The sequence below is a fragment of the Flagellimonas pacifica genome (assembly GCF_900215465.1).
GTDB classification, from domain to species: domain Bacteria; phylum Bacteroidota; class Bacteroidia; order Flavobacteriales; family Flavobacteriaceae; genus Flagellimonas; species Flagellimonas pacifica.
Map to the genome: position 1 here is coordinate 1 of NZ_OBEH01000005.1, position 22,515 is coordinate 22,515.

Sequence of the window (22,515 nt, forward strand, 5' to 3'; positions counted from 1 at the left end):
TCCTGCCCATCCGCCAATGTTGTGGTTGTATATGTGGCTGTTGTTGACTGGGCCTGTACACTTGTCCCGTCCACATAGAACTCATACTCATCTCCTCCCGTTGCCGTAAAGGTGACACTGTCTCCCGCACAAATGGTATCGTTCGCATCGCTACTGCCCAGTGCTGCCGTTGGCAGGGCATTTACCGTTACGATCTCACTGATGGTTAGGGTTCGGTCGCAGATCCCGTCACTGATGTTGGTCAGGTTTATGGTAGTGTTGGATGTTACGGCGTTCACGGTCACATCAACTGTTCCACCGGCGCCTATTGTTGCGGTGGTTGTCGTGGCCCCGTTGATATTGTAGCTGACCTCATTGTCTGCATTACCACTTATGGTGAAGACGGCATTCTCTCCCGAGCAGATTGGGGTATTGAAGCTTACCGTTGGTTCATCTATATTTATAGACCCTATAGTGAACACATCTTGGTGTTCAAAGTCCACACCATCAAAATAAACATTGTTTAGGACATCTATGCTTGTTGCATCTATAATTGTAATAGGACCATCTGAAAAATCCCCGTTTCCATCGGTGTCAATCAATAGTTTTAAACAATTTCCATTATTAAGAATATCAGATCCGGATAGATTAACACGTACACTGACTCCTGTGATTTGGTCAACACCAATAGACCTGATTGCTTGTACCCTCCATTCTCTTTCTAGCCTAGAAGTAATTCCTGTAGGCAATTCTGCCAATATTTCATTTATACTTCCATTATCATTGGCCCAAATCAAATAGTTATGGTCATAGGGTACGCCCGCTGGTTTACTTGTGATTTGTGCATCTATTTCTGGTCTGGTCAAATCTAAATTGTCCTGTACAAAATCTGTATTAGTTGAAATAGTGACAATAGCATCTGAATTGATGCTTTTTGATATTCTTTGATCAATATTGTATCGCAAGCTCGTGGTGCCAAAAACATCTCTATATCTATCTTTGCCTATACCTGCAATATCGAATTGATAGATAGGGTCAAAACTCCATATTATTGTCCCGTCTGCGGCTAGATAATTATATGTTCCATTCCCACCAATACTCCCCAATTGAGCACCATTGCTTAAGGTAATTCCGTATTTAATTGCCAAATAAGATTCTACTCTTTGCCTTTCATTATTGTTCATGGCAAAATCTGCTAGCAAGACTTCTGCTATATCACCAGTAAGGTTTCTATTAGAATCATTACTATTAAAATGTTTGCCTAATCTATTGAAGAAGAATAAGTCATTACCAGCTAAGATGTGATTTCGAATGGTAGATATTTCTGCTATTCCATTAACAAAGGTGGACAGGGTTTCCGAACCTAGCGCGCTTGCTCTGGAAAAAGCTCCAATAGTAGGTTCTCCATTTAGGTCAATACTTCCTTCTTCATAAAAACCACCACCATCGTTATGCCAAGTTCTACCTACTGAAAAATGATTGTCATTGGCAATACCAAGGGATAGGTTAGTTGTCCAATTACTTATATTAAATGATCGATGGTGCACATCTACATCTCCACCAAACAGAAGTCTTTGGGTTTCTGCTGAGTTACCTGCTCCCAAAGCTTTGAAAACTACAAATACAGTTACTTCTCCACGAGAGTTGGACCTAAAATGTAGAGCTTGTCCATCTCCACTTCCGTCAAATTCTATAACTGGATTAAAATTAATATTGCTTGTTGGGTTTCTTCTAAATGTAGGAGTTCCAGGAATAGAGCCTCCAGGTGTTAAAAAAGTTGCAAAACCTCCACTATTTGGAAATGGATAATCGAATCCTGGAGGAACGCCAAAAGGATTTTGTGAATAATCTGCAGGTGCAGGATTAGGGATTGCATTTTGCTCAGAGAAATATACCACATCAAACCAAGTGTTTACTATAGTGCCATCTGCCGGGGGAAGTGGGTTTGGGCTATATAGAGGAATTCCATTGGTTGCCAAATTAATTCCTTTTCCTGCTCTAAACCATGTATCGATTTGTTGTCCGAAAGCTTGAGCACCCATTAGAAAAACAAATAATGGGAGAACGGCAATTTTAACCCAAGCACTGGTTTGGGATATTGATTTGGGAAATGGGTTAAATACGAGTAGGAGTAAAAATCGTACCATAGGCAGTAGGTTTAATTCGCACTTTCTATTGAAAGATTATAGATTTAGGTATTATAAAATAACAAAAGTGTGTTGGGAAATATGACTGGTAATTAACGGATGGGTATTTTCAATTGATGAATAACCTAAACAAATGAATAGGAGGTGTTTGTAAGATTTTTTTAATGTAGATAGTATAATTATTGTATTAAAAGAATAGCCGCCAAGAAAATTCTTGACGGCTTAACTATCCCAATTGGTTTAGAATACACATATTACACCAAACTTTGTATTCTTGAACTGTCAAGGGCAAAGACAGTGGATAGTATTTATTTTATGAGGTTTATTTCAACCCTTCTGTTTTGTTTTCTTCCACTTCTTGTGTTGTTTGATGCAATTGGTTTATCCTCACCGTATCCTACAGAGGTTAATCTATTTTGGGCAATACCTTCATTAACCAGGAATTCCCTGACAGCATTTGCTCTTCTTTCAGATAGGTTTTGATTGGTGGCATTGCTTCCAACACTATCAGTATGCCCTTCAACCATAAATTTGGCGTTTGGATATTCATTCAGAATTTGAATTATGTCTACCATTACGGATAAAGATTCTGGTTTAATGGTTGATTTTCCAGTATCGAACAAAATTGTCTTAGCGTAGTTGTTAAGCTGTTTCTGAACTTCTTCTGTTACCACTGGGCAACCATTATTCTCAACTGGTCCGGCTATTTTAGGGCAAGCGTCATCTATATCAACCAAAGTGTCTCCATCTGTATCAGGACAGCCTTTGTTTTCTTTTGGTCCTGCAATTTTAGGACACCTATCATCCTTATCCAAAATACCATCATTGTCAGTATCTGGGCAACCTTTATTTTCAGGTTTACCAATTTCTTCTGGACATTGGTCGTCTTTGTCAAGTACTCCGTCTCCATCAGAATCCTTCCACGGACATCCATTATTTTCCTTGGGACCAGCTTCATTGGGGCATTGGTCATCTTTGTCATATATGCCATCTTGATCTGTATCATCCCACGGGCAACCACTGTTTTCTACTGGGCCAGGTGTATCTGGGCATCCGTCTTCCTTGTCAGTGATTCCATCTTGATCTTTGTCCCTTAATTTATTTTGATAAACAGGTATTTTTAAGCCTGCATATAAGTCTAGGGATTTAGAGGTTTGTCCCAAAAGGTTTGTCATTACGCTTCCAGAGCCAATATAGATTGGACCAGCTCTAAAACCAAGTCCCCATTGTAAGCCTATGTCTTGAACCAAACTCATAGGGGAATTTATGCTAAACCAAGTTCTTTCATATCTTGGAGAAATTGATAAGGAATTTCTAACACTGTTTGTGTTTAGGTTGTTCCTGTGTACGAGAGAAAAGTCGGTGTTTAGGTTGACGTAAAATTTGGAATTGATGTTCCAATCCATATTGGTGTGCAAAGCAGTGGGCAGTGCCGAGTTTGCGGATTTTGTCAAAGGACTTGTTAATTCAAAATTATCATTTAGGGCATCTTTAAGGTCATCACCTTCAAAATTGTCAATACTTTGGGTAGTATTTAGATTATAGCTTCCTTGCTCTCCATCATTATTTTTTATTTTCCCTATATCGGTTATAGAAACTCCAAATTTTAGTTTGTATTTGTTAACTCCCTTATTTATAATGGTTTTTCCATCTTTATCCAGGGTTTTGTATTCTTCATGGTTTGGCCTCCACTCATATATTAGCCCAATATCTGTACCAATGCCGAAAGCACCATCAAAACTGAAGTCAGCTCTATCGCCAGAAACATCCTGTCCATGGACTAGCGTACCGGTGGTTGTGGCCAATCTACTATCTGCTTCGTAGTTTACTGTTACATCACTTCCTTTTATATAGGCATTATGGAACCCCACTAGAAGCTTGGCGGTTATACCTCCCTTTAAAAAGTGCTGTTCTTGGTCCAATAGGGTTCTTGCGTAGGTCGCGCCAAGTTCTGACCATAAGTTTAGAGCCCCGGAAACATTACTTTCATCTATAAAAAAATCTTCATCTTCATTATATCCACCTTCTCTTTCAAGAGTATTCCCGTTTACATCATTGATGTTAAAAAACATTCTGGCCCTAGTGAATATTGCAATAGAACTTTTGTCATTAAGCCCAAACATTACGGAAGGGCCTAGTACATCTATGTTTGATGATAAGAAATTACTGTCTGAAGGTTCTTTTTTTGCATTGTCGAATGTTTCATCAAAATCCTTGAAAGCATCGGAAAGGTTAATTCCTATGTAGTCATTTCCAAAGAAAAGACTTGTTCCGATCAAATTTATATCCAACTTTAATCTTGAATCGGCAATACTGGCAGGATTGCTCAGTACACCATGTACACCGCTATAGTTATCTGCTAAATATCCAGTGTAGGATTGAGACCTCGTAATTGTTATGGAAAGTAGTAAACCAGTTACGAGCATTAATCTTTTTAAAAACATTTATTTAATCTTTTGAAGGGTTATTATTTCTATGGTTTCAGCACCAAAGAGACTTCAAATAAAATTCTTAGAACCCCATAAATGAGTCAATGACATGTTTCAGTTGATGAATCGATAACATGGATTTATACTTCGCCAAAATGAGATTTTGATATTTGTAGGATTTAACAATGGAAATGAAATCAAAGGCTTAAAAGTGAAGCGGATGTAAAAAATTAGAATAACCCTATAGTGATGTAAAAAAGAAGGTTATTTATGTTTTAAGATTTAGTGGTAACAAAAAAAGCCTTCCATATGGAAAGCCTTTCATTGGTGAACATCATTTTTGATGTTTCAACCTGATTCCAATCGGATAGATTGAAATCCAACACAACGAAACAAAGATATAAAGGATTTTCCGATAAAAACTAGATTCTCATCATTGTATTTCTTTTAATGGATATTTTCCATATTTAAGGAAATATTCCATAAATTAGCTTTCTCTCTCAACTAAACAATGGAAAAGACCATTCTACACCTAGATTTGGACACTTTTTATGTGTCCGTGGAGCGCATTATCAATACTGAGCTTAAGTACAAGCCCTTATTGGTAGGGGGAACCAGTGACCGTGGCGTAGTGGCTGCATGTAGTTATGAGACCCGCGGATTTGGGGTCCACTCGGGAATGCCTATGAAAATGGCGAAAGAGCTTTGTCCTGAAGCGGTTGTTATTCGAGGTAATGCTGGTACGTATAGCAAATATTCGGATGTGGTCACAGATATCATCAAAGAACATGTGCCCCTTTTTGAAAAATCGAGCATTGACGAATTTTACGCAGACCTTTCAGGGATGGATCGGTTTTTCGGATCCTATAAATACGCTTCGGAGATGCGTCAAAAAATCATAAAAGAAACGGGACTTCCTATTTCCTTTGGATTGTCGGTAAATAAAGTCGTTTCCAAAGTGGCCACCAATGAGGCAAAACCCAACAATCAGCTAAAAATAGATTTTGGGCATGAAAAACCTTTTTTGGCTCCACTATCTATCAAAAAAATTCCTATGGTGGGTGACAAAACCTATCAAACCCTTCGGAATTTGGGTATACGAAAAGTGCGGATGGTACAGGAAATGCCCATGGATATTATGCAGCGGGTATTGGGTGCCAATGGAAGGGTAATTTGGAAACGGGCCAACGGCATGGACAATACTCCTGTGATTCCTTTTTGTGACCGAAAATCGATTTCCACCGAGCGCACCTTTGATCGAGACACTATTGATGTAATCAAACTAAAAGGAATTTTACTGGCCATGACCGAAAACTTGGCCTATCAACTACGCAGAGGAGATAAATTAACCGCTTGCATTGCTGTAAAAATCCGGTATTCAGATTTCAATACGTATTCCAAGCAATTACGCATTCCCTATACCAGTGCGGACCACATACTTATTCCAAAAATATTAGAGCTTTTCAAGATTTTGTACAACAAGCGCATGTTGGTTCGATTGATAGGAATTCGATTCAGTCATTTGGTCTCCGGAAACTATCAAATCAACCTTTTTGAAGATACCGAAGAGGCCCTAAATCTGTACCAAGCCATGGATTATGTACGAAACAGGTTTGGTAGCCGGAGTGTGATACGAGCCTCTGCCATGGACGCCAAGACCATTGGCAGTATGCACAATCCCTTTAATGGAGAACCTCCTGTGGTTTTGGCACACAGAAAACAGTAGTCCATGTATCTAAACTGCCACACATATTACAGTCTACGCTTCGGAGCATTTTCCGAATTGGAGCTATTGGAACTTGCCCAGCAAAACCAAGTGACCCAACTGGTGCTCACCGATATTAATAATACTTCTGCTTGTCTCAATTTTGTACGGAAAGCTCCAGAGTATGGTGTTCGACCTATTTTGGGCATCGATTTTAGAAATGGAGTGGAGCCTTGTTTTTTGGGAATTGCGAAGAACAACGAAGGTTATTTGGAACTCAATAACTTTCTGTCCCATCATCTTCATGAAGATTTGGAAATCCCCAAACGAGCGCCGGTTTTCAAAAATGCATTTGTAGTCTATCCTTTTGAACAGGTTTTGTTGAATGACCTACAGGATTTCTCAGATCATGAATTTGTTGGAGTCTCCATACAAGATTTAAGGCGATTGCCTTTTTCCCGATTGGTGAAACTCAAGGATAAATTAGTGGTTCAACAACCGGTCACTTTTCGCAACAAAAATGATTTTAATGCCCATCGATTACTGCGTGCCATTGACAATAATGTTTTGTTGAGCAAACTTCCGAAGGAAGAAGAAGCCAACGAAAATGAAAAAATGTTCCCTATCGAAAATCTGGCAATGGCCTTTTCAGAATTTAGTTTCATTTTGGAGAACACTGAAAAGCTGCTCAATCGCTGTAGCATTCATTTTGATTTTTCAAAAGGTCGAAAACCTCAAAACCTCAATAGTTATTTCGGAAGTGTGGAAGAAGATGAGAAACTCATTGAAAAGTTATGCTATGAAGGCCTTCCGTATCGATACAAAGATATTACCGATTCCATCCAAAATCGATTGGACAAGGAATTGCATCTCATCAAAAAAATGGGATTTGTTTCTTATTTTCTCATCAATTGGGATATTGTTTCCGAAGCGCAACGGAGAGGGTTTTATTATGTGGGACGCGGTAGTGGCGCCAACAGTATTGTGGCCTATTTGCTCCGTATCACCGATGTGGACCCCATGGAACTAGATCTCTATTTTGAGCGTTTCATCAACCTTTACCGTACCAATCCACCCGATTTTGACATCGATTTTTCTTCACGGGACAGGCCTGCTATGACCCAATACATTTTTGAACGCTTTGAAAACGTGGCTCTTTTGGGCACCTATGTCACTTTTAAAGAACGGGGTGTAATCTGTGAATTGGGGAAAGTTTTTGGGCTTCCGGCACAGGAAATTGACTTTTTGACTACGGGAAGATATAATCCATCGCAATTGGATAGTATGTCCAAACTTGTTCTCAAATACGGAAGACTTTTAAAGGACAAACCCAATTACTTAAGTATCCATGCGGGGGGAATATTGATCAGCGAAAAGCCTTTACATTGGTTTTCGGCCACTCACCTCCCACCAAAAGGGTTTCCCACTACCCAATACGATATGGTCATTGCTGAAGATGTAGGTCTTTACAAATTCGACATCTTGGGTCAGCGGGGATTAGGGAAGATCAAAGAAGCTTTGGAGATCGTTGCTTACAATCAACCAGAAAAGCATCTAGAAATCGACATCCATGACATTAAAGGTTTTAAAGCGGACATTACCATAAACAACCTGATCAAAACCGCTCAGTGCATGGGTTGTTTTTATGTGGAATCGCCTGCCATGCGGATGCTACTTAAAAAGTTGGAAGTGGATAATTATTTGGGATTAGTAGCCGCTAGTTCTATTATTCGGCCAGGAGTAGCCAAAAGTGGGATGATGCGAGAGTATATTTTGCGTCATCGCAATCAGGGAAGAGCGGAAGAAAAAGCACATCCGGTGATGTTGGATATTATGCCGGACACCTATGGTGTAATGGTCTATCAAGAAGATGTGATTAAAGTAGCGCACCATTTTGCAGGTTTGGATTTGGGCGAGGCCGATGTGCTTCGTAGGGGAATGAGTGGAAAGTTCCGTTCTCGGGAAGAGTTTCAAAAAGTGAAGGACAAATTCATCTTAAACTGCAGAAAAAAAGGCTATTCTGACACTCTTATTTTTGAAATATGGAACCAAGTGGCCAGCTTTGCAGGTTATGCCTTTGCCAAAGGGCATTCTGCTTCCTATGCCGTGGAAAGCTATCAAAGTCTCTTTTTACGGGCCTACTTCCCATTAGAGTATATGGTGGCCGTTCTCAATAACGGAGGAGGGTTTTATCGTTCCGAATTCTACATTCACGATGCCCGAATGATTGGTGCCACTATTCATCCTCCCTGTGTCAACAACAGTAATATAGACAATCGAATTTGTGGCACACATATTTATTTAGGATTGATGTACCTACGCGATTTGGAAAATAGAGTTATGGAACGCATCATCAAAGAACGAAACCTCAATGGAAGTTTTGCTTCCTTGGAAGATTTTTTGGACCGAACTATCATTTCTGTAGAACAACTCTCTATTCTTATCCGAATCGATGCCTTCCGGTTTACCGAAATCAACAAACACGAATTACTGTGGAAGGCACATTTAATGCTATCCAAAAATGACCGTCTGGAACATCCTAAACTCTTCCCGCCACGGCATCAAAAATTCCAGATTCCAAAACTGCGCACTACTAATTTAGAAACTGCTTTTGATCAGTTGGAGCTTTTGGGATTTTGCCTTTGCAGTCCATTTCAGTTATTGGCTGAGCCGCCGAAAAACTCCAATGGGCAACGAGATTTACATCTTTATTTAAATAAGCATATCGATATTTATGGCTATCTAATCACCGTAAAAAACACCAATACCCATAGTGGCAAACGCATGCACTTTGCTACCCTTGTGGATCAACACGGCGAAGTCTTCGACACTGTCCTTTTTCCTCCTGTGGCCGCCAAATATTATTTTAGAGGAAAAGGCATTTATCGTTTTTATGGAAAAGTGGTAGAGGAATTTGGTTTTTTGAGCATTGAGGTCATAAAAATGCAAAAACAAGATTACATTCCCGATCCTCGCTATGCAGATATGAAAACGAGCAAAAAAGTATTCGATGGCAAAATTTCCAATACGTTAGAAGAACCTAAAACAAATGTTTAATCCATTTGGCAATTCGCTTGGGCCAGGTATACGGAGCATATCGTATGGGTGGGTCTATCCAGCTTCCTCTTTTTACAATCGCTTTTTTGTGCGAAAACAAATCGAAAGAGACTTTACCATGATAGGCACCAATACCACTGTGACCCACTCCCCCGAAAGGCAGGTTTTTATCCGCAATTTGGATAACAGTATCGTTGATTGCACCTCCTCCGAAACCGAACCGAGTAATGAATTCTTTTTGAAATGACTTTCGCCTTGAGAACACATATGCCGCCAAAGGCTTTTCATAACCTTCAATAATCTTGGCGATATCGGATTCATTTGTGTAGGCAAAAATGGGTAAAATAGGACCAAATATTTCTTCCTGCATCAAAGGGCTATCCAAATCCGGTTCATCTACCAGCGTCAAGTCTATAAACCGATCTCTGTCCACCGTTTCACCTCCGAATAGAATCCGTTGATCCTCCAAAAGTGATTTTAAACGATTATGATGCCGATCACTAACAATTCGTGCTAAATCTGTAGACTGGGAGCGAATTTCACCATAGGCTGCAATTATTTTATCCTTTAGCGCTTGTACCAATTTCTCTTTGATCGAATGATGTACCAAAAGATAATCTGGCGCCACACAGGTTTGACCCAAATTCAATGCTTTTCCCCAAACAATGCGCTTTGCCGCAAGTGATATGTTTGCAGTCTCATCCACAATACAGGGGTTTTTTCCGCCCAATTCCAAGGTAACAGGAGTCAAATATTTAGCTGCAGCTTCATAGACAATTTTCCCAATTTGGGTGCCACCCGTAAAAAAGATATAGTCCCATCGCTGGGCCAACAGCTGTTGGGAAACCTCAACTCCGCCTTGCACAACGGCAATATATTCAGGATCAAATAATTTTTCGATGATATTTCCAAGAATCCCTGAAGTATTTGGAGTAAGCTCGGACGGTTTTATGACCACGGTATTTCCAGCTGCAATTGCCCCAATTATTGGAGTCATTGCCAGCATAAAGGGGAAATTCCAGGGTGCAATTACCAATACCTGCCCATAGGGTTCCCGGTAGACATAATTTTTTGAAGGGAAGTTGGCCAAATTTGCAGCAACCCGTTCTGGTCTGGCCCAGAACTCCAAGTTTTTGAGCATTGCATTTAATTCTCCCAGCACAAATTGGGTTTCACCAAGGAAACTTTCATAGCGTGGTTTTTTTAAATCAGCATAAATCGCTTCTGCAATAGCATCTTCTTGTTCGACTATTGCATTGCGCAAACGCTTAAGAGCATCTCTCCTAAAGGAGAGGTTTTTGGTTTTTTGGGTCGAAAAAAAAGCCTGTTGTTGTTTATGTAGTTCCATAGCTAATCATTATTTGGCATTTCTGTCAAATTAGATGTTTTACATTTTCGCCCTAAAGTATACTTCTTATTTAAAAGCTGGGTATCCTGTAATGTCAGCTCCGGTAATCAACAAATGGATGTCATGGGTTCCTTCATAAGTAATCACACTTTCTAAGTTCATCATATGGCGCATAATGCTATACTCACCCGTGATTCCCATGCCACCCAAAACCTGTCTAGCTTCACGAGCAATTTTGATAGCCATATCCACATTATTTCGCTTGGCCATTGAAATTTGTGCCGTTGTTGCACGCCCCTCATTTTTAAGCTGACCTAATCTAAACGCCAATAATTGTGCTTTAGTGATTTCGGTAATCATTTCGGCCAACTTCTTTTGCTGTAATTGGGTAGCTGCAATGGGTTTGCCAAATTGGATTCGTTCTTTTGCATAGCGAAGCGCTGTATCATAACAATCCATGGCAGCTCCAATGGCTCCCCAAGCAATTCCATATCTGGCAGAATCCAGGCATCCCAATGGTGCACCTAAACCAGTTTTGCCTGGCAAAAGATTTTCCTTGGGCACTTTTACATTATCAAAAATCAACTCGCCAGTGGCGGATGCTCGCAAAGACCACTTATTATGAGTTTCCGGGGTTGAAAAACCTTCCATTCCACGCTCGACAATCAATCCGTGGATACGTCCTTCTTCATTTTTGGCCCACACTACGGCGACATCTGCAAATGGTGAATTTGAAATCCAAAGTTTGGCGCCGTTCAACAAAAAATGGTCGCCCATATCTTTGTATTTGGTCTCCATTCCGCTAGGATTGGAACCATGGTTGGGTTCTGTAAGTCCAAAACAACCCATCCATTCTCCTGTAGCTAATTTTGGTAAATATTTTTTGCGCTGTTCTTCTGTTCCATAAGCGAAAATGGGATACATCACCAAAGAAGATTGTACAGACGCGGTTGACCGAACTCCACTATCGCCTCTTTCAATTTCTTGCATGATCAAACCATAACTGATCTGATCTAATCCTGCTCCACCATATTCCTCAGGGATGTACGGGCCAAAGGCACCAATTTCAGCCAAACCTCCAATAATTTCCTTTGGAAACTCGGCTTTCTGCGCATATTCCTCAATGATAGGTGAAATATCACGTTTTACCCATTGGCGGGCGGCGTCACGTACTAATTTATGTTCTTCTGAAAGTAAATCATCTAGATTGTAATAATCCGGGGCTTCAAATAAATCAGGTTTCATCAATACTATGTTTAGCTGTCATTCCTGCGAAGGCAGGAATCCATTTATTTATGATTGATTCCGCATCAAGTGCGGAATGACAATTCATCGGTTAGAATGAATCCTCAAATATAATGACGAAATACAACAATTCAAGAGGTCGCTGTTACATTTTTAGATAGAACTCTTTGGTTAAGTCAACATATTCTTTTGTGTATTGGTGGCGCTCCAATTCAATGATTAATTCGTCCTCAACGATTGTTTCCTTCGTGAAACCAAACTCTAAAAGACTCCTTTTTAACTCCGAGTTTGGATTACCTTTAACTCTGGTTATCCTGCTTGGAAAAAGGCTACCCCCTTCTGCTAAACCGATAAAATCTTTTTCTTCTTTAAACGGGACAATTACCGCAAAGCAGCCCTCGGGAGATAGTAATTTGGATACTCCTTCCAAAAGTTCATCAAACGGAAGAGCATTATTTTGACGTGCATTATCTCGTGCCTTGTCTCCACTGGAAACTTCTTCTGAATAAAAAGGGGGGTTCGATATAATCAAATCGTATGTATCTTCAATCTCATCTACGAATTCATCCAAACCAGCATGGTAACAAAATAATCTGTTGGCCCAAGGTGAAGCTTCAAAATTATCCACACACTGTTCATAGGCATCCTCATTAATCTCGATGGCATCGATAAGTTCTGCATCGCATCGTTGTGCAATTTGCAAAGCAATCAAACCAGTGCCGGAACCAATATCCAAAACGGAATTGGTTTTCTCTTCAATTGAAGTCCAAGCACCCAATAGAACTCCGTCCGTGCCCACTTTCATGGCACAACGGTCTTGGTTAATGGTAAATTGTTTGAATTTAAAGAGCTTGTTCATTCAGTCTCCCAGGTTCCCTAGTTTCTGTTCCCTCAAGTTCAAGTAGTGAATCTCCAAGTCTAGTTCGCATAGTGTTTGCCAGTAGTTTGATTTTTTCAATCACTTCGGGATTTTCAGAGGCTACATTTTTGGTTTCGCTAACATCGTTCTCCACATCATATAATTCAATTTCTTCCATATCAACCATACTATATTCTCCCGGCAGACCATCTAAGCCCGGTTCTTGTCCATCCATGGTGCGATAGCGATGCGGAAAATATAGTTTCCATTTGCCATAGCGCACCCCGAACATTTCATTCACGCGGTAGTAAAAGAAATAAGCTTCTTGAACGGGGTCCTTGCTTTCACCTGTCAATACTTTCCATACACTTTTACCGTCAATGACTTTTTCAGGCAATTTTGAATCGGTAAGCTCGGCGATAGTGGGCAAAATATCAATGGCCATTACAGGAACACTAATTTCTTGGCCTGGTTTAAGTTTGGCCGGATATTTCATAATAAAAGGTTCACGCTGACCTCCTTCCCAGGCGGTACCTTTTCCTTCACGAAGTGGCAATGCACTTCCCGCATGATTTCCATAAGACAGCCATGGGCCATTATCTGAAGTGAAAATCACAATGGTATTTTCTTCCAATCCATTTTCTTTTAAAGCTTGAATGATTTGGCCTACTGACCAGTCAATCTCCATAATTACATCTCCATACAATCCTCTTTCGGATTTTCCTTTGAATTTGTCCGAAACAAATAAAGGAACATGGGGTTGCGGATGTGGAACGTATAAAAAGAAGGGGTTATCCTTATTTCTTTTGATGAAATCTACACTTCTTTCTGTAATTTGAGTAGTCAGTTGTGACTGTTCTGTTAAGGTGTCAATTACCGTTTCATTTTCATAAAGAGGTAAATCAGGGAAATTGAAAATAGGCCCTTGTTGTGGATGAAATGGCCACATATCATTAGAATAGGGGATACCAAACCACTCATCAAATCCATGTCTTGTGGGTAGAAATTTGGCATGGTGTCCCAAATGCCATTTGCCGTAAATGGCTGTTGCATAGCCCTTGTCCTTAAGCATTTCGGCCAGAGTAGTTTCAGAAGAATTGATTCCATGGGTGTTATCTGGCCCCAGAGCGTTGTGAATACCAATACGATTGGGGTAGCATCCCGTCAAGATTCCTGCCCTAGATGCTGAGCAAACTGCCTGAGCAGAATAATAACTAGTCAGTTTCACCCCTTCCGAAGCCATTTGATCCAAATGAGGAGTTTTAATATTTGGAGAGCCAAAAACGCCCACATCTTGATAGCCTTGGTCATCGGTAAAAATCAAAACAACATTAGGAGGAGAGCTGGTTTTTTCTTTTTTGGTGGCTTTTTCTCCACAGGAAAGTATGCAAAATACGAAGGCAATAAAATAATAACGTTTCATGGTTTGGAATAAAATGGTGGATATAAATATAGGTTTAAAAGTTCTATCAGTTCAATTTATGATTTCATAAAGTCAAATGTGCCATTCGTTGATCTTGAACTCTTTTTTGTTACGCACCTATTTAGATTCGCAACTTGTAAGTGAAATACACTCTACATAATCAATTACCAAATTTTAAACATATTATTATGAAAAAAATCTTTCTTGCCATTGTTGTTATGGCTTCAATGACACAATTTTTGAGTGCTCAGGAACAAAACAAATTCAGAGTTGGACTTGATTTAGGATACGCCATTCCGGATGGAGGCGGTGGAATTCTCATTGCCCTTGAGCCTAAATACAATATTGCTGACAACATGAATGTTGGTATACGTATTGAATCTGCTGCAATGGCAAAAAAAGTTGGGCTTGTTGAGGCTAGCTTAGCTGGAAGTACTTCGTACTCAGGTACTTTTGATTATTATTTTAGCTCTGGAAGCTCATCTTTTGCTCCTTTTATTGGTGCAGGTGTGGGCTATAGCTCTTTGGCTAATGTGGGTTTTGATATTGACATTGATTCTGGATTTGGGGATGATAGCCCTTTAACCATTGATGAGGAACTTGAATTGGAAGTAGATGGTAGTTTTGGCGGGCTTGTGCGTGCAGGTTTTGAGGCAGGAAAACTTAGATTGGCAGCAACATATAATTTGATTGGTAAGTCTGATCTTGGCGAAGGTGCTGAAATCAAGAATTCTTATATAGGAATTTCATTAGGTTTTTACGTTGGAGGAGGTAAGTGGAAAAACTAACTCTTTTTCCTATTAGGTATTGGAAAGGGAGCCATTTTGGTTCCCTTTTTTATTTTAAATAGAGGTCTACCAACCCTTCTGGAGTTTTTACGTGAATAGTCTTTGATCCCCTATCCACTTTGTTGATAATGTCATCACTTATTGGAATCAACAGTTCTTTTCCATCTTTTTCAGCTTCAAAAAGTTCTTGAGAAGCACTATCGTTTACAGCCTTAATGGTGCCGATATCGCCATATATTTCATCCATTAGCTTAAAGCCAATAACTTCATGGAAGTAAAACTTATTCCCGGAAAGCGGTGGGAGCAACTCCAATGGAAGATATAGTTCCGAACCAATAATATTGTCCGCGGAGGACTCATCTTTTACCTCCTCAAAATCTATACGAAGCAAGGCCGATTTGTGTAGTCTACATCGGTCAATAAAAAATGGAACCAGATTGTTTCCCAATGAAACAAAAACTGATTCCATGTTTTCGTAGATTTCAGGTTCGTCGGTATCAAGTTTCACCAATACCTCGCCTTTAAAACTGTATTTTGAAACGACTTTGCCCAAGTAGAAGCAATCTTCCTTGTGCATCGTCTTAATTTTACTCTTCTTCCTTACTAGCTTCCTCAGCAGGTGCGGCCTCTTCAGCTTTGGTAGCTTCTTCTTTGGCAGGCTCTTCAACAGCAGAAGTTTCTTCTGCTGCAGCTTCAGTAGCTTCTGCCACCTCCTCAGTGGTTTCCTCTACCGCTTCTTCTTCTGGCAATGCAGCAGCAGCTCTTTTGTCGCTAAATTCTTTTTCAGCTTCCAAAGCTTTTGCTTTTGCATCCGCTTCAGCTTTGGTCAAACCATCTTTCTTGGCCTGTACTGCTTTTTCTTTTTCTTCAACCCAAGCATTGAATTTTTCTTCAGCTTGCTCTTCAGTTAAAGCGCCTTTTCTAACTCCACCTAACAAGTGGTGCTTCAATAAAACTCCTTTATAAGATAGGATTGCTCTCGCGGTATCAGTTGGTTGTGCTCCATTGTTCAACCACTTAACGGATCCATCTACATCCAAGTTAATTGTCGCAGGATTGGTATTTGGGTTATAAGTCCCCAGTTTTTCCAAAAATTTACCATCTCTTTTTGATCTGGAATCTGCAGCCACCACCCAATAGAATGGTTTACCTTTTTTTCCGTGTCTTTGAAGTCTAATCTTTACTGGCATATCACATTAATTTGTAGGGTGCCCGACCCTGATTATTAATTCTATTTTTTCGCTTCCTGTTTTAAGCGGGTGCAAATATAGCTCAAATCAATTAATACCCAATGGATTTGCACTTTTTTTATGGTTGATAAATGATGACAACTCTTTTTTTTGAAATATCACATCTTGCTTATTTTTATTCATTGCTTTTTAATTTAGTTATCGACCAAATTCGAACCTGCAAAATCAGATTTTTATGTACTTGATTTTTGATACCGAAACTACTGGATTGCCTAAACGATGGGATGCACCCATTACGGATATTGATAACTGGCCACGATGTGTGCAAATTGCATGGCAATTGCATGATGAGATGGGAAATCTAGTGGAGCATCAAGATATGTTGATACGGCCGGATGGTTTTAATGTTCCCTACGAAGCAGAGCAGATTCACGGTATTTCTACGGCTTTGGCCGAGGAGAAAGGAGAACCTTTACATCAGGTTTTAGAAGCATTCAATGCTGCTTTGAATAAAGCAAAATTTGTTGTGGGTCAAAATGTGGATTTCGACATCAATATTATGGGATGTGAGTTTCATAGAATGGAAGTTGGGAATTCGCTTACTGAACTTGCAGTTTTGGACACTTGTACCGAGGCGACGGCAGAACTTTGTAAAATTCCTGGAGGGCGAGGGGGAAAATTCAAACTACCTACACTTACAGAATTACATCAATTTCTTTTTGGCGAACCCTTTGCAGAGGCGCATAATGCAACGGCGGATGTTGAAGCCACAACCCGATGCTTTTTGGAGCTTATTCGCAAAAGACATTTTTCTATTGAGCAATTGGATGTTCAAACTGATTATTTTGAGCATTTCTCCGAGGCCAATCCTCAGATGATTCAACTCATTGGGTTAAAGCACATCAACCTTAAAAAAGCGTCCAAAGAAATTGCAGATGCACTTTGGGCCGAGGATATTGGAGAGATTTCAGAGGATGAAATCAATAAAAATGTAGAGAGTTTAGCTGAAGCCACATTTGCACATTTGCACAATCACTCGCAGTTTTCGGTCCTTCAATCTACCATAAACATTAAAAGTCTTGTTGCGTCCGCTGCTCAAAATAATATGCCCGCTGTAGCTTTAACGGATCATGCCAACATGATGGGTGCTTTTCATTTTGTGAAAGAGGTGAAGGCTCATAACAAATCAGCTAAAGAAAAGAACGCAGAGTTGATTGAAAATGGCGAATCTCCTTCAGAGAAGGAAATTACCCCCATCATTGGTTGCGAGTTCTATGTATGTGAGGACCATACCAATAAAAGCGTTAAAGACTATGGTTATCAAATTGTATTGCTGGCCAAAAACAAAAACGGTTATCATAATCTGGCAAAGATGTCTTCCATTGCCTATACCGATGGGTTTTATTATGTGCCCAGAATTGACAAAAAGGTTGTAGAGCAATATAAAGAAGATGTCATTGCCCTCACAGGGAACCTTTATGGTGAGGTTCCCAATAAAATTCTCAATATTGGTGAAAAGCAGGCTGAAGAAGCCCTGTTATGGTGGAAAAATCAATTTGGAGACGATTTGTATGTAGAAATGATGCGCCATGGTCAAGAAGATGAAGATCGCGTAAATCAAGTTTTGGTTCCATTAGCCAAAAAACATCAGGTAAAAATCATAGCCACCAATAACACTTATTATTGTGATAAAAAGGATGCAGAGGCACATGATATTTTACTTTGTGTAAAAGATGGGGAAAAACAGTCTACTCCCATAGGTAGAGGTAGGGGGTACCGTTATGGATTGCCAAATCAGGAGTATTACTTCAAATCATCTGATGAGATGAGGGCGCTTTTCAAGGATGTTCCTGAGGCCATTCTCAACATTCAAGAAGTTGTTGATAAGGTGGAGTCTTTTGAATTGGCTCGAGATGTGTTACTTCCCAAGTTTGATATTCCGAAAGAGTTTAAGGTTGAGGAAGATTTAGTTGACGGTGGAAAACGTGGGGAAAACGCCTATTTAAAACATATCACATATCAAGGCGCTGAAAAACGCTACGGTGAAATCACGGATGAGATTACGGAGCGCCTCGATTTTGAGTTGGCTACTATTGAAAATTCAGGTTATCCAGGTTACTTTTTAATTGTTGAAGATTTTATTCGAGAAGCACGTAACATGGATGTATCCGTTGGTCCGGGGCGAGGGTCGGCCGCAGGCTCTGTGGTTGCCTATTGTTTGGGGATTACCAATATAGATCCTTTAAAATACGATCTTCTTTTTGAGCGTTTTTTAAATCCAGATAGAGTGTCAATGCCCGATATTGATATTGATTTTGATGATGAAGGTAGAGGTCGGGTCATGGATTATGTAATCAATAAATACGGTGCCAATCAGGTAGCGCAGATTATTACGTATGGTACCATGGCGGCGAAATCTTCAATTCGTGACACGGCTCGTGTTTTGGATTTGCCTTTGAACGATGCAGATCGTATAGCGAAACTTATTCCTAACATGTCCAAACTGAACAAGATTTTTGGGATTGAAGAATCCCAGCTCAAGAAAAAGTTCCGTTCGGATGAGTTGGAAAAAGTACATGAATTATTGAACATTTCCGAAGGAGATGATTTGGAAGGTCAAACCGTTAAGATGGCCCGTGTGCTTGAGGGATCTCTCCGGAATACTGGAATCCATGCCTGTGGTGTAATCATCACACCTGATGATATCACCAATTTTGTGCCAGTTGCCACAGCAAAAGATTCTGACTTGTATGTGACTCAATTTGACAACTCGGTAGTAGAAAGTGCAGGGTTGCTCAAGATGGATTTCTTGGGACTTAAAACCTTGACCTTGATCAAGGACACGGTAAAGATTGTCAAAGCACGAACTGGAACAGAACTTATACCTGATGAGTTTCCACTGGACGATGAAAAGACCTATGAGCTTTTCCAGCGTGGAGATACGGTAGGGATATTCCAATACGAATCTCCTGGGATGCAAAAGCACATGAAAAACCTGAAACCTACGGTTTTTGATGACCTTATTGCCATGAATGCGCTGTATAGACCCGGCCCCATGGAATATATTCCCAGTTTTATTGCGAGAAAGCATGGCGAAGAGGAGATTACTTATGACCTCCCGGACATGGAGGAATACCTTAAGGAAACCTATGGTATTACAGTTTATCAAGAGCAGGTGATGTTACTTTCCCAAAAACTGGCCGGATTCTCAAAGGGTGATGCCGATGTGCTCCGGAAAGCAATGGGTAAAAAGATTTTCGCATTACTTCAAAAATTGAAACCCCAATTTTTGGATGGTGGAGAGAAAAATGGGCATCCAAGAGATGTTCTAGAAAAGATTTGGAAAGATTGGGAGGCATTCGCTTCATACGCTTTCAATAAAAGTCACTCTACTTGTTACGCATTTATAGCTTATCAAACTGCATATTTGAAAGCACACTACCCGGCCGAATATATGGCTGCTGTGCTTTCCAATAATATGAATGACATTAAACAGGTTACTTTCTTTATGGAAGAATGTAAGCGCATGGGACTTGAAGTGCTTGGGCCAGATGTTAATGAATCTTATTACAAGTTTGCTGTAAATCAGAACAATGCTGTTCGCTTTGGAATGGGGGCAATTAAAGGAGTAGGGCGTTCCGCTGTAGAAACTATTGTTGAGAACCGAAAAGAGGACGGACCTTATAAATCTGTGTTTGATTTGGCAAAGCGGGTTGAGTTAAGAGCCGCCAATAAAAAATCTTTTGAAAATTTGGCCTTGGCCGGAGGGTTTGATTCTTTTGGGGATACACACAGAGCACAGTATTTTCATGATGAAGGAGATGGAATAACTTTCTTGGAAAAAGTTATAAAGTCGGCAGCGAAATATCAGGAAAACAAAAACTCTTCACAAATGGATATGTTCGGTGGAATGAGCGAAGCTCAAATTGCCGAACCTGTAGTGCCTCCTTGTGAAGATTGGGGAACCATGGAAAAACTCCGCCGGGAAAAGGAAGTTGTGGGTATCTATATTTCGGGTCATCCTTTGGATGATTTTCAAAAGGAAATCAAGGCTTTTTGTAATAGCAATATATCAGCCTTTACCAATTTAGAACATTACGTAAATCGAGAATTGACTGTTGCCGGAGTGATAACTGATGTACAACACAGGATTTCCAAAAATGGTAAAGGATGGGGGCTTTTTACCTTAGAGGATTATACGGACACACATGAGTTCAGGATTTTTGGTGAGGAGTACTTGAAGTTCAGGCATTTTTTAATGATCAATTCTTTTGTGCATATGAAAGCCTTTGTTCGTGAAGGATGGGTGAACAGGGAAACTGGTAAAAAAGGAGATCCCAGATTGCAGTTCAATGACTTTAAACAGCTTCAAGATGTTATGGATGCCTTTGCCCGGAAGTTGACAATTAAATTGGATATAGATCGGTTGCAGGAAAAACGTATACAAACTCTAAAGGACACTCTTATATCTTACAAAGGAGATCATCCACTTAATTTCATAGTTTATGAAATGCAGGAAGAAATCAAACTTAATCTGTCCAGTAGAAAACAAAAAGTAAAAATTAGCAGTGAACTCCTTTCCGAATTGGAGAAAAGTGAAATACATTACAAGCTGAATTAGAATGCTTTATAATAAATACTGATGGCGCAATAACTAAAATGTATGCAATTGCGGTAAGGAAGATGTACCATATTTGACTAAATTTGCGAATATTAAAACAAATAAAATGGCACTAGAAATAACAGATGCAACTTTTGATGAGGTAGTACTTAAAAGCAATAAACCAGTCGTTGTGGACTTTTGGGCTGCTTGGTGTGGTCCATGTAGAATGGTAGGACCAATTATTGATGAGGTAAGTACAGAGTACGAAGGAAAAGCTGTAGTGGGAAAAGTTGATGTGGATGCAAACCAACAATTTGCGGCTAAATATGGAGTGCGAAACATCCCAACCGTTCTTGTTTTTAAAGATGGTGAGATTGTGAATCGTCAAGTTGGCGTATCTCCCAAAAAAGCATACACAGATGCTATAGACGCACTATTATAGATAGGTTTAGAACAATTTTAAAAAAGGTTTGGCTGATGTCAAACCTTTTTTGTTTTATATTGGGCCAGGAAGCATTTTATGGATACTCGATCAGAACTACATAGAGGTCAACTTTTCCAGAATCTTGAACTTTTGGCCAATCAAATTGTTGAAGGTTTTATTAGTGGGATTCATAAGAGCCCTTTTCACGGATTTTCAGCAGAATTTGCTGAGCATAAAATTTACAATCCAGGTGAAAGCACCAAGCATATTGATTGGAAGTTGTTTGCTAAAACAGATCGCCTCTACACTAAAAGATATGAGGATGAAACCAACTTAAGGTGTCATATGATTCTGGACAACTCAGCCTCAATGTACTATCCTAAAGTGGATAACCTTGGATTGGACAACCTCAATAAAATCGGATTTGGCGTATTGGCTATTGCTGCTCTAATGCGGGTGTTGAAAAAACAACGAGATGCAGTTGGGCTAAGCGTTTATTCAGACTCATATAATTATTATACTTCTGAAAAAAGCAGTGAACGGCACTTTCAAATGCTGTACTCTAAATTAAATGAAGTGGTAAGGGTAAAAGACGAATCAAAGATTACAAAAACATATACATACCTGCATCAAATAGCTGAAAAAATTCATAGACGTAGTCTTATTTTTTTGTTTTCGGATATGTTTCAAACTGAAACTGAGGAGACTCAACTCTTTGAAGCTCTTCGTCATTTAAAGTACAATAAACATGCTGTGGTGCTTTTTCATTTGTTGGATCATAAATATGAGCTTGGTTTTGATTTTGAAAATACTCCCAAGCGATTTGTAGATGTTGAAAGTGGCACTCACATAGATTTGTATGCGGATAATATTAAAAACGCGTATCATCAGAAAGTGGAGGGATATATGGAAAGCTTGAAGATGAAATGTGCTCAATACAAAATAAAATATATAGGAGTAGATGTAGGTTCTGACTTCTCTACTGTGCTGAATACTTTTATGGTGGAGCGACAGAAATTTGTTTAGTTATTTATTTTTAAAAAATCTCTTGTCGAATAAGAATTGACAATGTATATTTGCACTCGCTTTGCAAAAAGTAATTGAACAAGATTTGAATCTGACTGTTGTCAGAGTCTGTTAAGATAAAATCATTGGTCTGGTAGTTCAGTTGGTTAGAATACCTGCCTGTCACGCAGGGGGTCGCGGGTTCGAGTCCCGTCCAGACCGCACCAGTAAATACAAGGCTTCCGAGAAATCGGGAGCCTTTTTTCTTTCCCTTGGGTACAACATAGGTACAACACTTTCCAAAGGTAATTTC

General features: G+C 39.7%; 14 protein-coding genes and 1 tRNA gene. 7 read left to right on the forward strand and 8 right to left on the reverse strand.

What is annotated here, in order from left to right; translation table 11 throughout:
* The coding region (locus CRO15_RS14880) for a DUF8202 domain-containing protein (protein ID WP_133067255.1) at positions 1 to 2,126 on the reverse strand (2,126 nt) is incomplete at its 3' end.
* 308 nt (positions 2,127 to 2,434) lie between these two features.
* Positions 2,435 to 4,570, reverse strand: coding sequence for a DUF5723 family protein (locus CRO15_RS14885; RefSeq protein ID WP_097046656.1), 2,136 nt, complete (start codon positions 4,568 to 4,570; stop codon positions 2,435 to 2,437).
* 496 nt (positions 4,571 to 5,066) lie between these two features.
* Between CRO15_RS14885 and dinB the strand changes: the two genes are divergently transcribed.
* Together dinB and CRO15_RS14895 are read left to right on the forward strand one after the other, a co-directional pair.
* Positions 5,067 to 6,281, forward strand: coding sequence for a DNA polymerase IV (dinB, locus tag CRO15_RS14890; protein ID WP_097046657.1), 1,215 nt, complete (start codon positions 5,067 to 5,069; stop codon positions 6,279 to 6,281).
* 3 nt (positions 6,282 to 6,284) lie between these two features.
* On the forward strand, positions 6,285 to 9,317 hold the full coding sequence (locus CRO15_RS14895; protein WP_097046658.1) for a DNA polymerase III subunit alpha: 3,033 nt from the start codon (positions 6,285 to 6,287) through the stop codon (positions 9,315 to 9,317).
* On the opposite strand, the gene CRO15_RS14900 is transcribed toward CRO15_RS14895, so the two are convergent.
* The 4 genes from CRO15_RS14900 to CRO15_RS14915 all read right to left on the reverse strand — a co-directional run bounded on the left by CRO15_RS14900 (position 9,301) and on the right by CRO15_RS14915 (position 14,192).
* Entirely contained in the window at positions 9,301 to 10,665 is a 1,365-nt protein-coding gene (locus tag CRO15_RS14900; protein ID WP_097046659.1) for an aldehyde dehydrogenase, read from the reverse strand. The genes CRO15_RS14895 and CRO15_RS14900 overlap by 17 nt on opposite strands.
* 66 nt (positions 10,666 to 10,731) lie before the next feature.
* Complete coding sequence (locus CRO15_RS14905) at positions 10,732 to 11,910, reverse strand: acyl-CoA dehydrogenase family protein (RefSeq protein ID WP_097046660.1); 1,179 nt, start codon at positions 11,908 to 11,910, stop codon at positions 10,732 to 10,734.
* A gap of 145 nt (positions 11,911 to 12,055) precedes the next feature.
* A complete protein-coding gene (locus CRO15_RS14910; protein ID WP_097046661.1) occupies positions 12,056 to 12,769 on the reverse strand; it encodes a tRNA1(Val) (adenine(37)-N6)-methyltransferase in 714 nt (237 codons plus the stop codon).
* A complete protein-coding gene (locus CRO15_RS14915) occupies positions 12,753 to 14,192 on the reverse strand; it encodes a sulfatase family protein (RefSeq protein WP_097046662.1) in 1,440 nt (479 codons plus the stop codon). The genes CRO15_RS14910 and CRO15_RS14915 overlap by 17 nt, the downstream gene beginning before the upstream one ends.
* Positions 14,193 to 14,380: 188 nt before the next feature.
* Between CRO15_RS14915 and CRO15_RS14920 the strand changes: the two genes are divergently transcribed.
* On the forward strand, positions 14,381 to 14,980 hold the full coding sequence (locus tag CRO15_RS14920; protein WP_097046663.1) for a hypothetical protein: 600 nt from the start codon (positions 14,381 to 14,383) through the stop codon (positions 14,978 to 14,980).
* Between the two features lie 49 nt (positions 14,981 to 15,029).
* Here CRO15_RS14920 and rimM read toward each other — a convergent pair whose 3' ends face one another.
* Together rimM and CRO15_RS14930 are read right to left on the reverse strand one after the other, a co-directional pair.
* Positions 15,030 to 15,557 (reverse strand): ribosome maturation factor RimM, encoded by a 528-nt coding sequence (rimM, locus tag CRO15_RS14925; RefSeq protein WP_097046664.1) that lies wholly within the window; start codon positions 15,555 to 15,557, stop codon positions 15,030 to 15,032.
* A gap of 10 nt (positions 15,558 to 15,567) precedes the next feature.
* Positions 15,568 to 16,170 (reverse strand): 30S ribosomal protein S16, encoded by a 603-nt coding sequence (locus CRO15_RS14930; RefSeq protein ID WP_097046665.1) that lies wholly within the window; start codon positions 16,168 to 16,170, stop codon positions 15,568 to 15,570.
* 235 nt (positions 16,171 to 16,405) lie between these two features.
* Here CRO15_RS14930 and dnaE point away from each other — a divergent pair, with 235 nt between their 5' ends.
* From dnaE to CRO15_RS14950, 4 genes are all read left to right on the forward strand, one after another.
* Positions 16,406 to 20,791, forward strand: coding sequence for a DNA polymerase III subunit alpha (gene dnaE / locus CRO15_RS14935; protein ID WP_097046666.1), 4,386 nt, complete (start codon positions 16,406 to 16,408; stop codon positions 20,789 to 20,791).
* Positions 20,792 to 20,897: 106 nt separating this feature from the next.
* Positions 20,898 to 21,215: a thioredoxin gene (gene trxA / locus CRO15_RS14940; RefSeq protein WP_097046667.1), complete on the forward strand. Its 318-nt coding sequence runs from the start codon at positions 20,898 to 20,900 to the stop codon at positions 21,213 to 21,215.
* Positions 21,216 to 21,293: 78 nt separating this feature from the next.
* Positions 21,294 to 22,223 (forward strand): DUF58 domain-containing protein, encoded by a 930-nt coding sequence (locus CRO15_RS14945; protein ID WP_097046668.1) that lies wholly within the window; start codon positions 21,294 to 21,296, stop codon positions 22,221 to 22,223.
* A gap of 127 nt (positions 22,224 to 22,350) precedes the next feature.
* Positions 22,351 to 22,424: transfer RNA gene (locus CRO15_RS14950), tRNA-Asp, on the forward strand.
* The last annotated feature ends 91 nt before the right edge of the window (positions 22,425 to 22,515 follow it).

What these genes read in the sequence shown, in the direction of transcription:
- CRO15_RS14945 (WP_097046668.1), top strand. Translation starts at nt 21,294, where the DNA reads ATGGATACTCGATCAGAACTACATAGAGGTCAACTTTTCCAGAATCTT.
- dinB (WP_097046657.1), top strand. Translation starts at nt 5,067, where the DNA reads ATGGAAAAGACCATTCTACACCTAGATTTGGACACTTTTTATGTGTCC.
- rimM (WP_097046664.1), bottom strand. Translation starts at nt 15,557, where the DNA reads ATGCACAAGGAAGATTGCTTCTACTTGGGCAAAGTCGTTTCAAAATAC.
- CRO15_RS14885 (WP_097046656.1), bottom strand. Translation starts at nt 4,570, where the DNA reads ATGTTTTTAAAAAGATTAATGCTCGTAACTGGTTTACTACTTTCCATA.
- trxA (WP_097046667.1), top strand. Translation starts at nt 20,898, where the DNA reads ATGGCACTAGAAATAACAGATGCAACTTTTGATGAGGTAGTACTTAAA.
- CRO15_RS14895 (WP_097046658.1), top strand. Translation starts at nt 6,285, where the DNA reads ATGTATCTAAACTGCCACACATATTACAGTCTACGCTTCGGAGCATTT.
- CRO15_RS14900 (WP_097046659.1), bottom strand. Translation starts at nt 10,665, where the DNA reads ATGGAACTACATAAACAACAACAGGCTTTTTTTTCGACCCAAAAAACC.
- CRO15_RS14920 (WP_097046663.1), top strand. Translation starts at nt 14,381, where the DNA reads ATGAAAAAAATCTTTCTTGCCATTGTTGTTATGGCTTCAATGACACAA.
- CRO15_RS14905 (WP_097046660.1), bottom strand. Translation starts at nt 11,910, where the DNA reads ATGAAACCTGATTTATTTGAAGCCCCGGATTATTACAATCTAGATGAT.
- CRO15_RS14930 (WP_097046665.1), bottom strand. Translation starts at nt 16,170, where the DNA reads ATGCCAGTAAAGATTAGACTTCAAAGACACGGAAAAAAAGGTAAACCA.
- CRO15_RS14910 (WP_097046661.1), bottom strand. Translation starts at nt 12,769, where the DNA reads ATGAACAAGCTCTTTAAATTCAAACAATTTACCATTAACCAAGACCGT.
- dnaE (WP_097046666.1), top strand. Translation starts at nt 16,406, where the DNA reads ATGTACTTGATTTTTGATACCGAAACTACTGGATTGCCTAAACGATGG.
- CRO15_RS14915 (WP_097046662.1), bottom strand. Translation starts at nt 14,192, where the DNA reads ATGAAACGTTATTATTTTATTGCCTTCGTATTTTGCATACTTTCCTGT.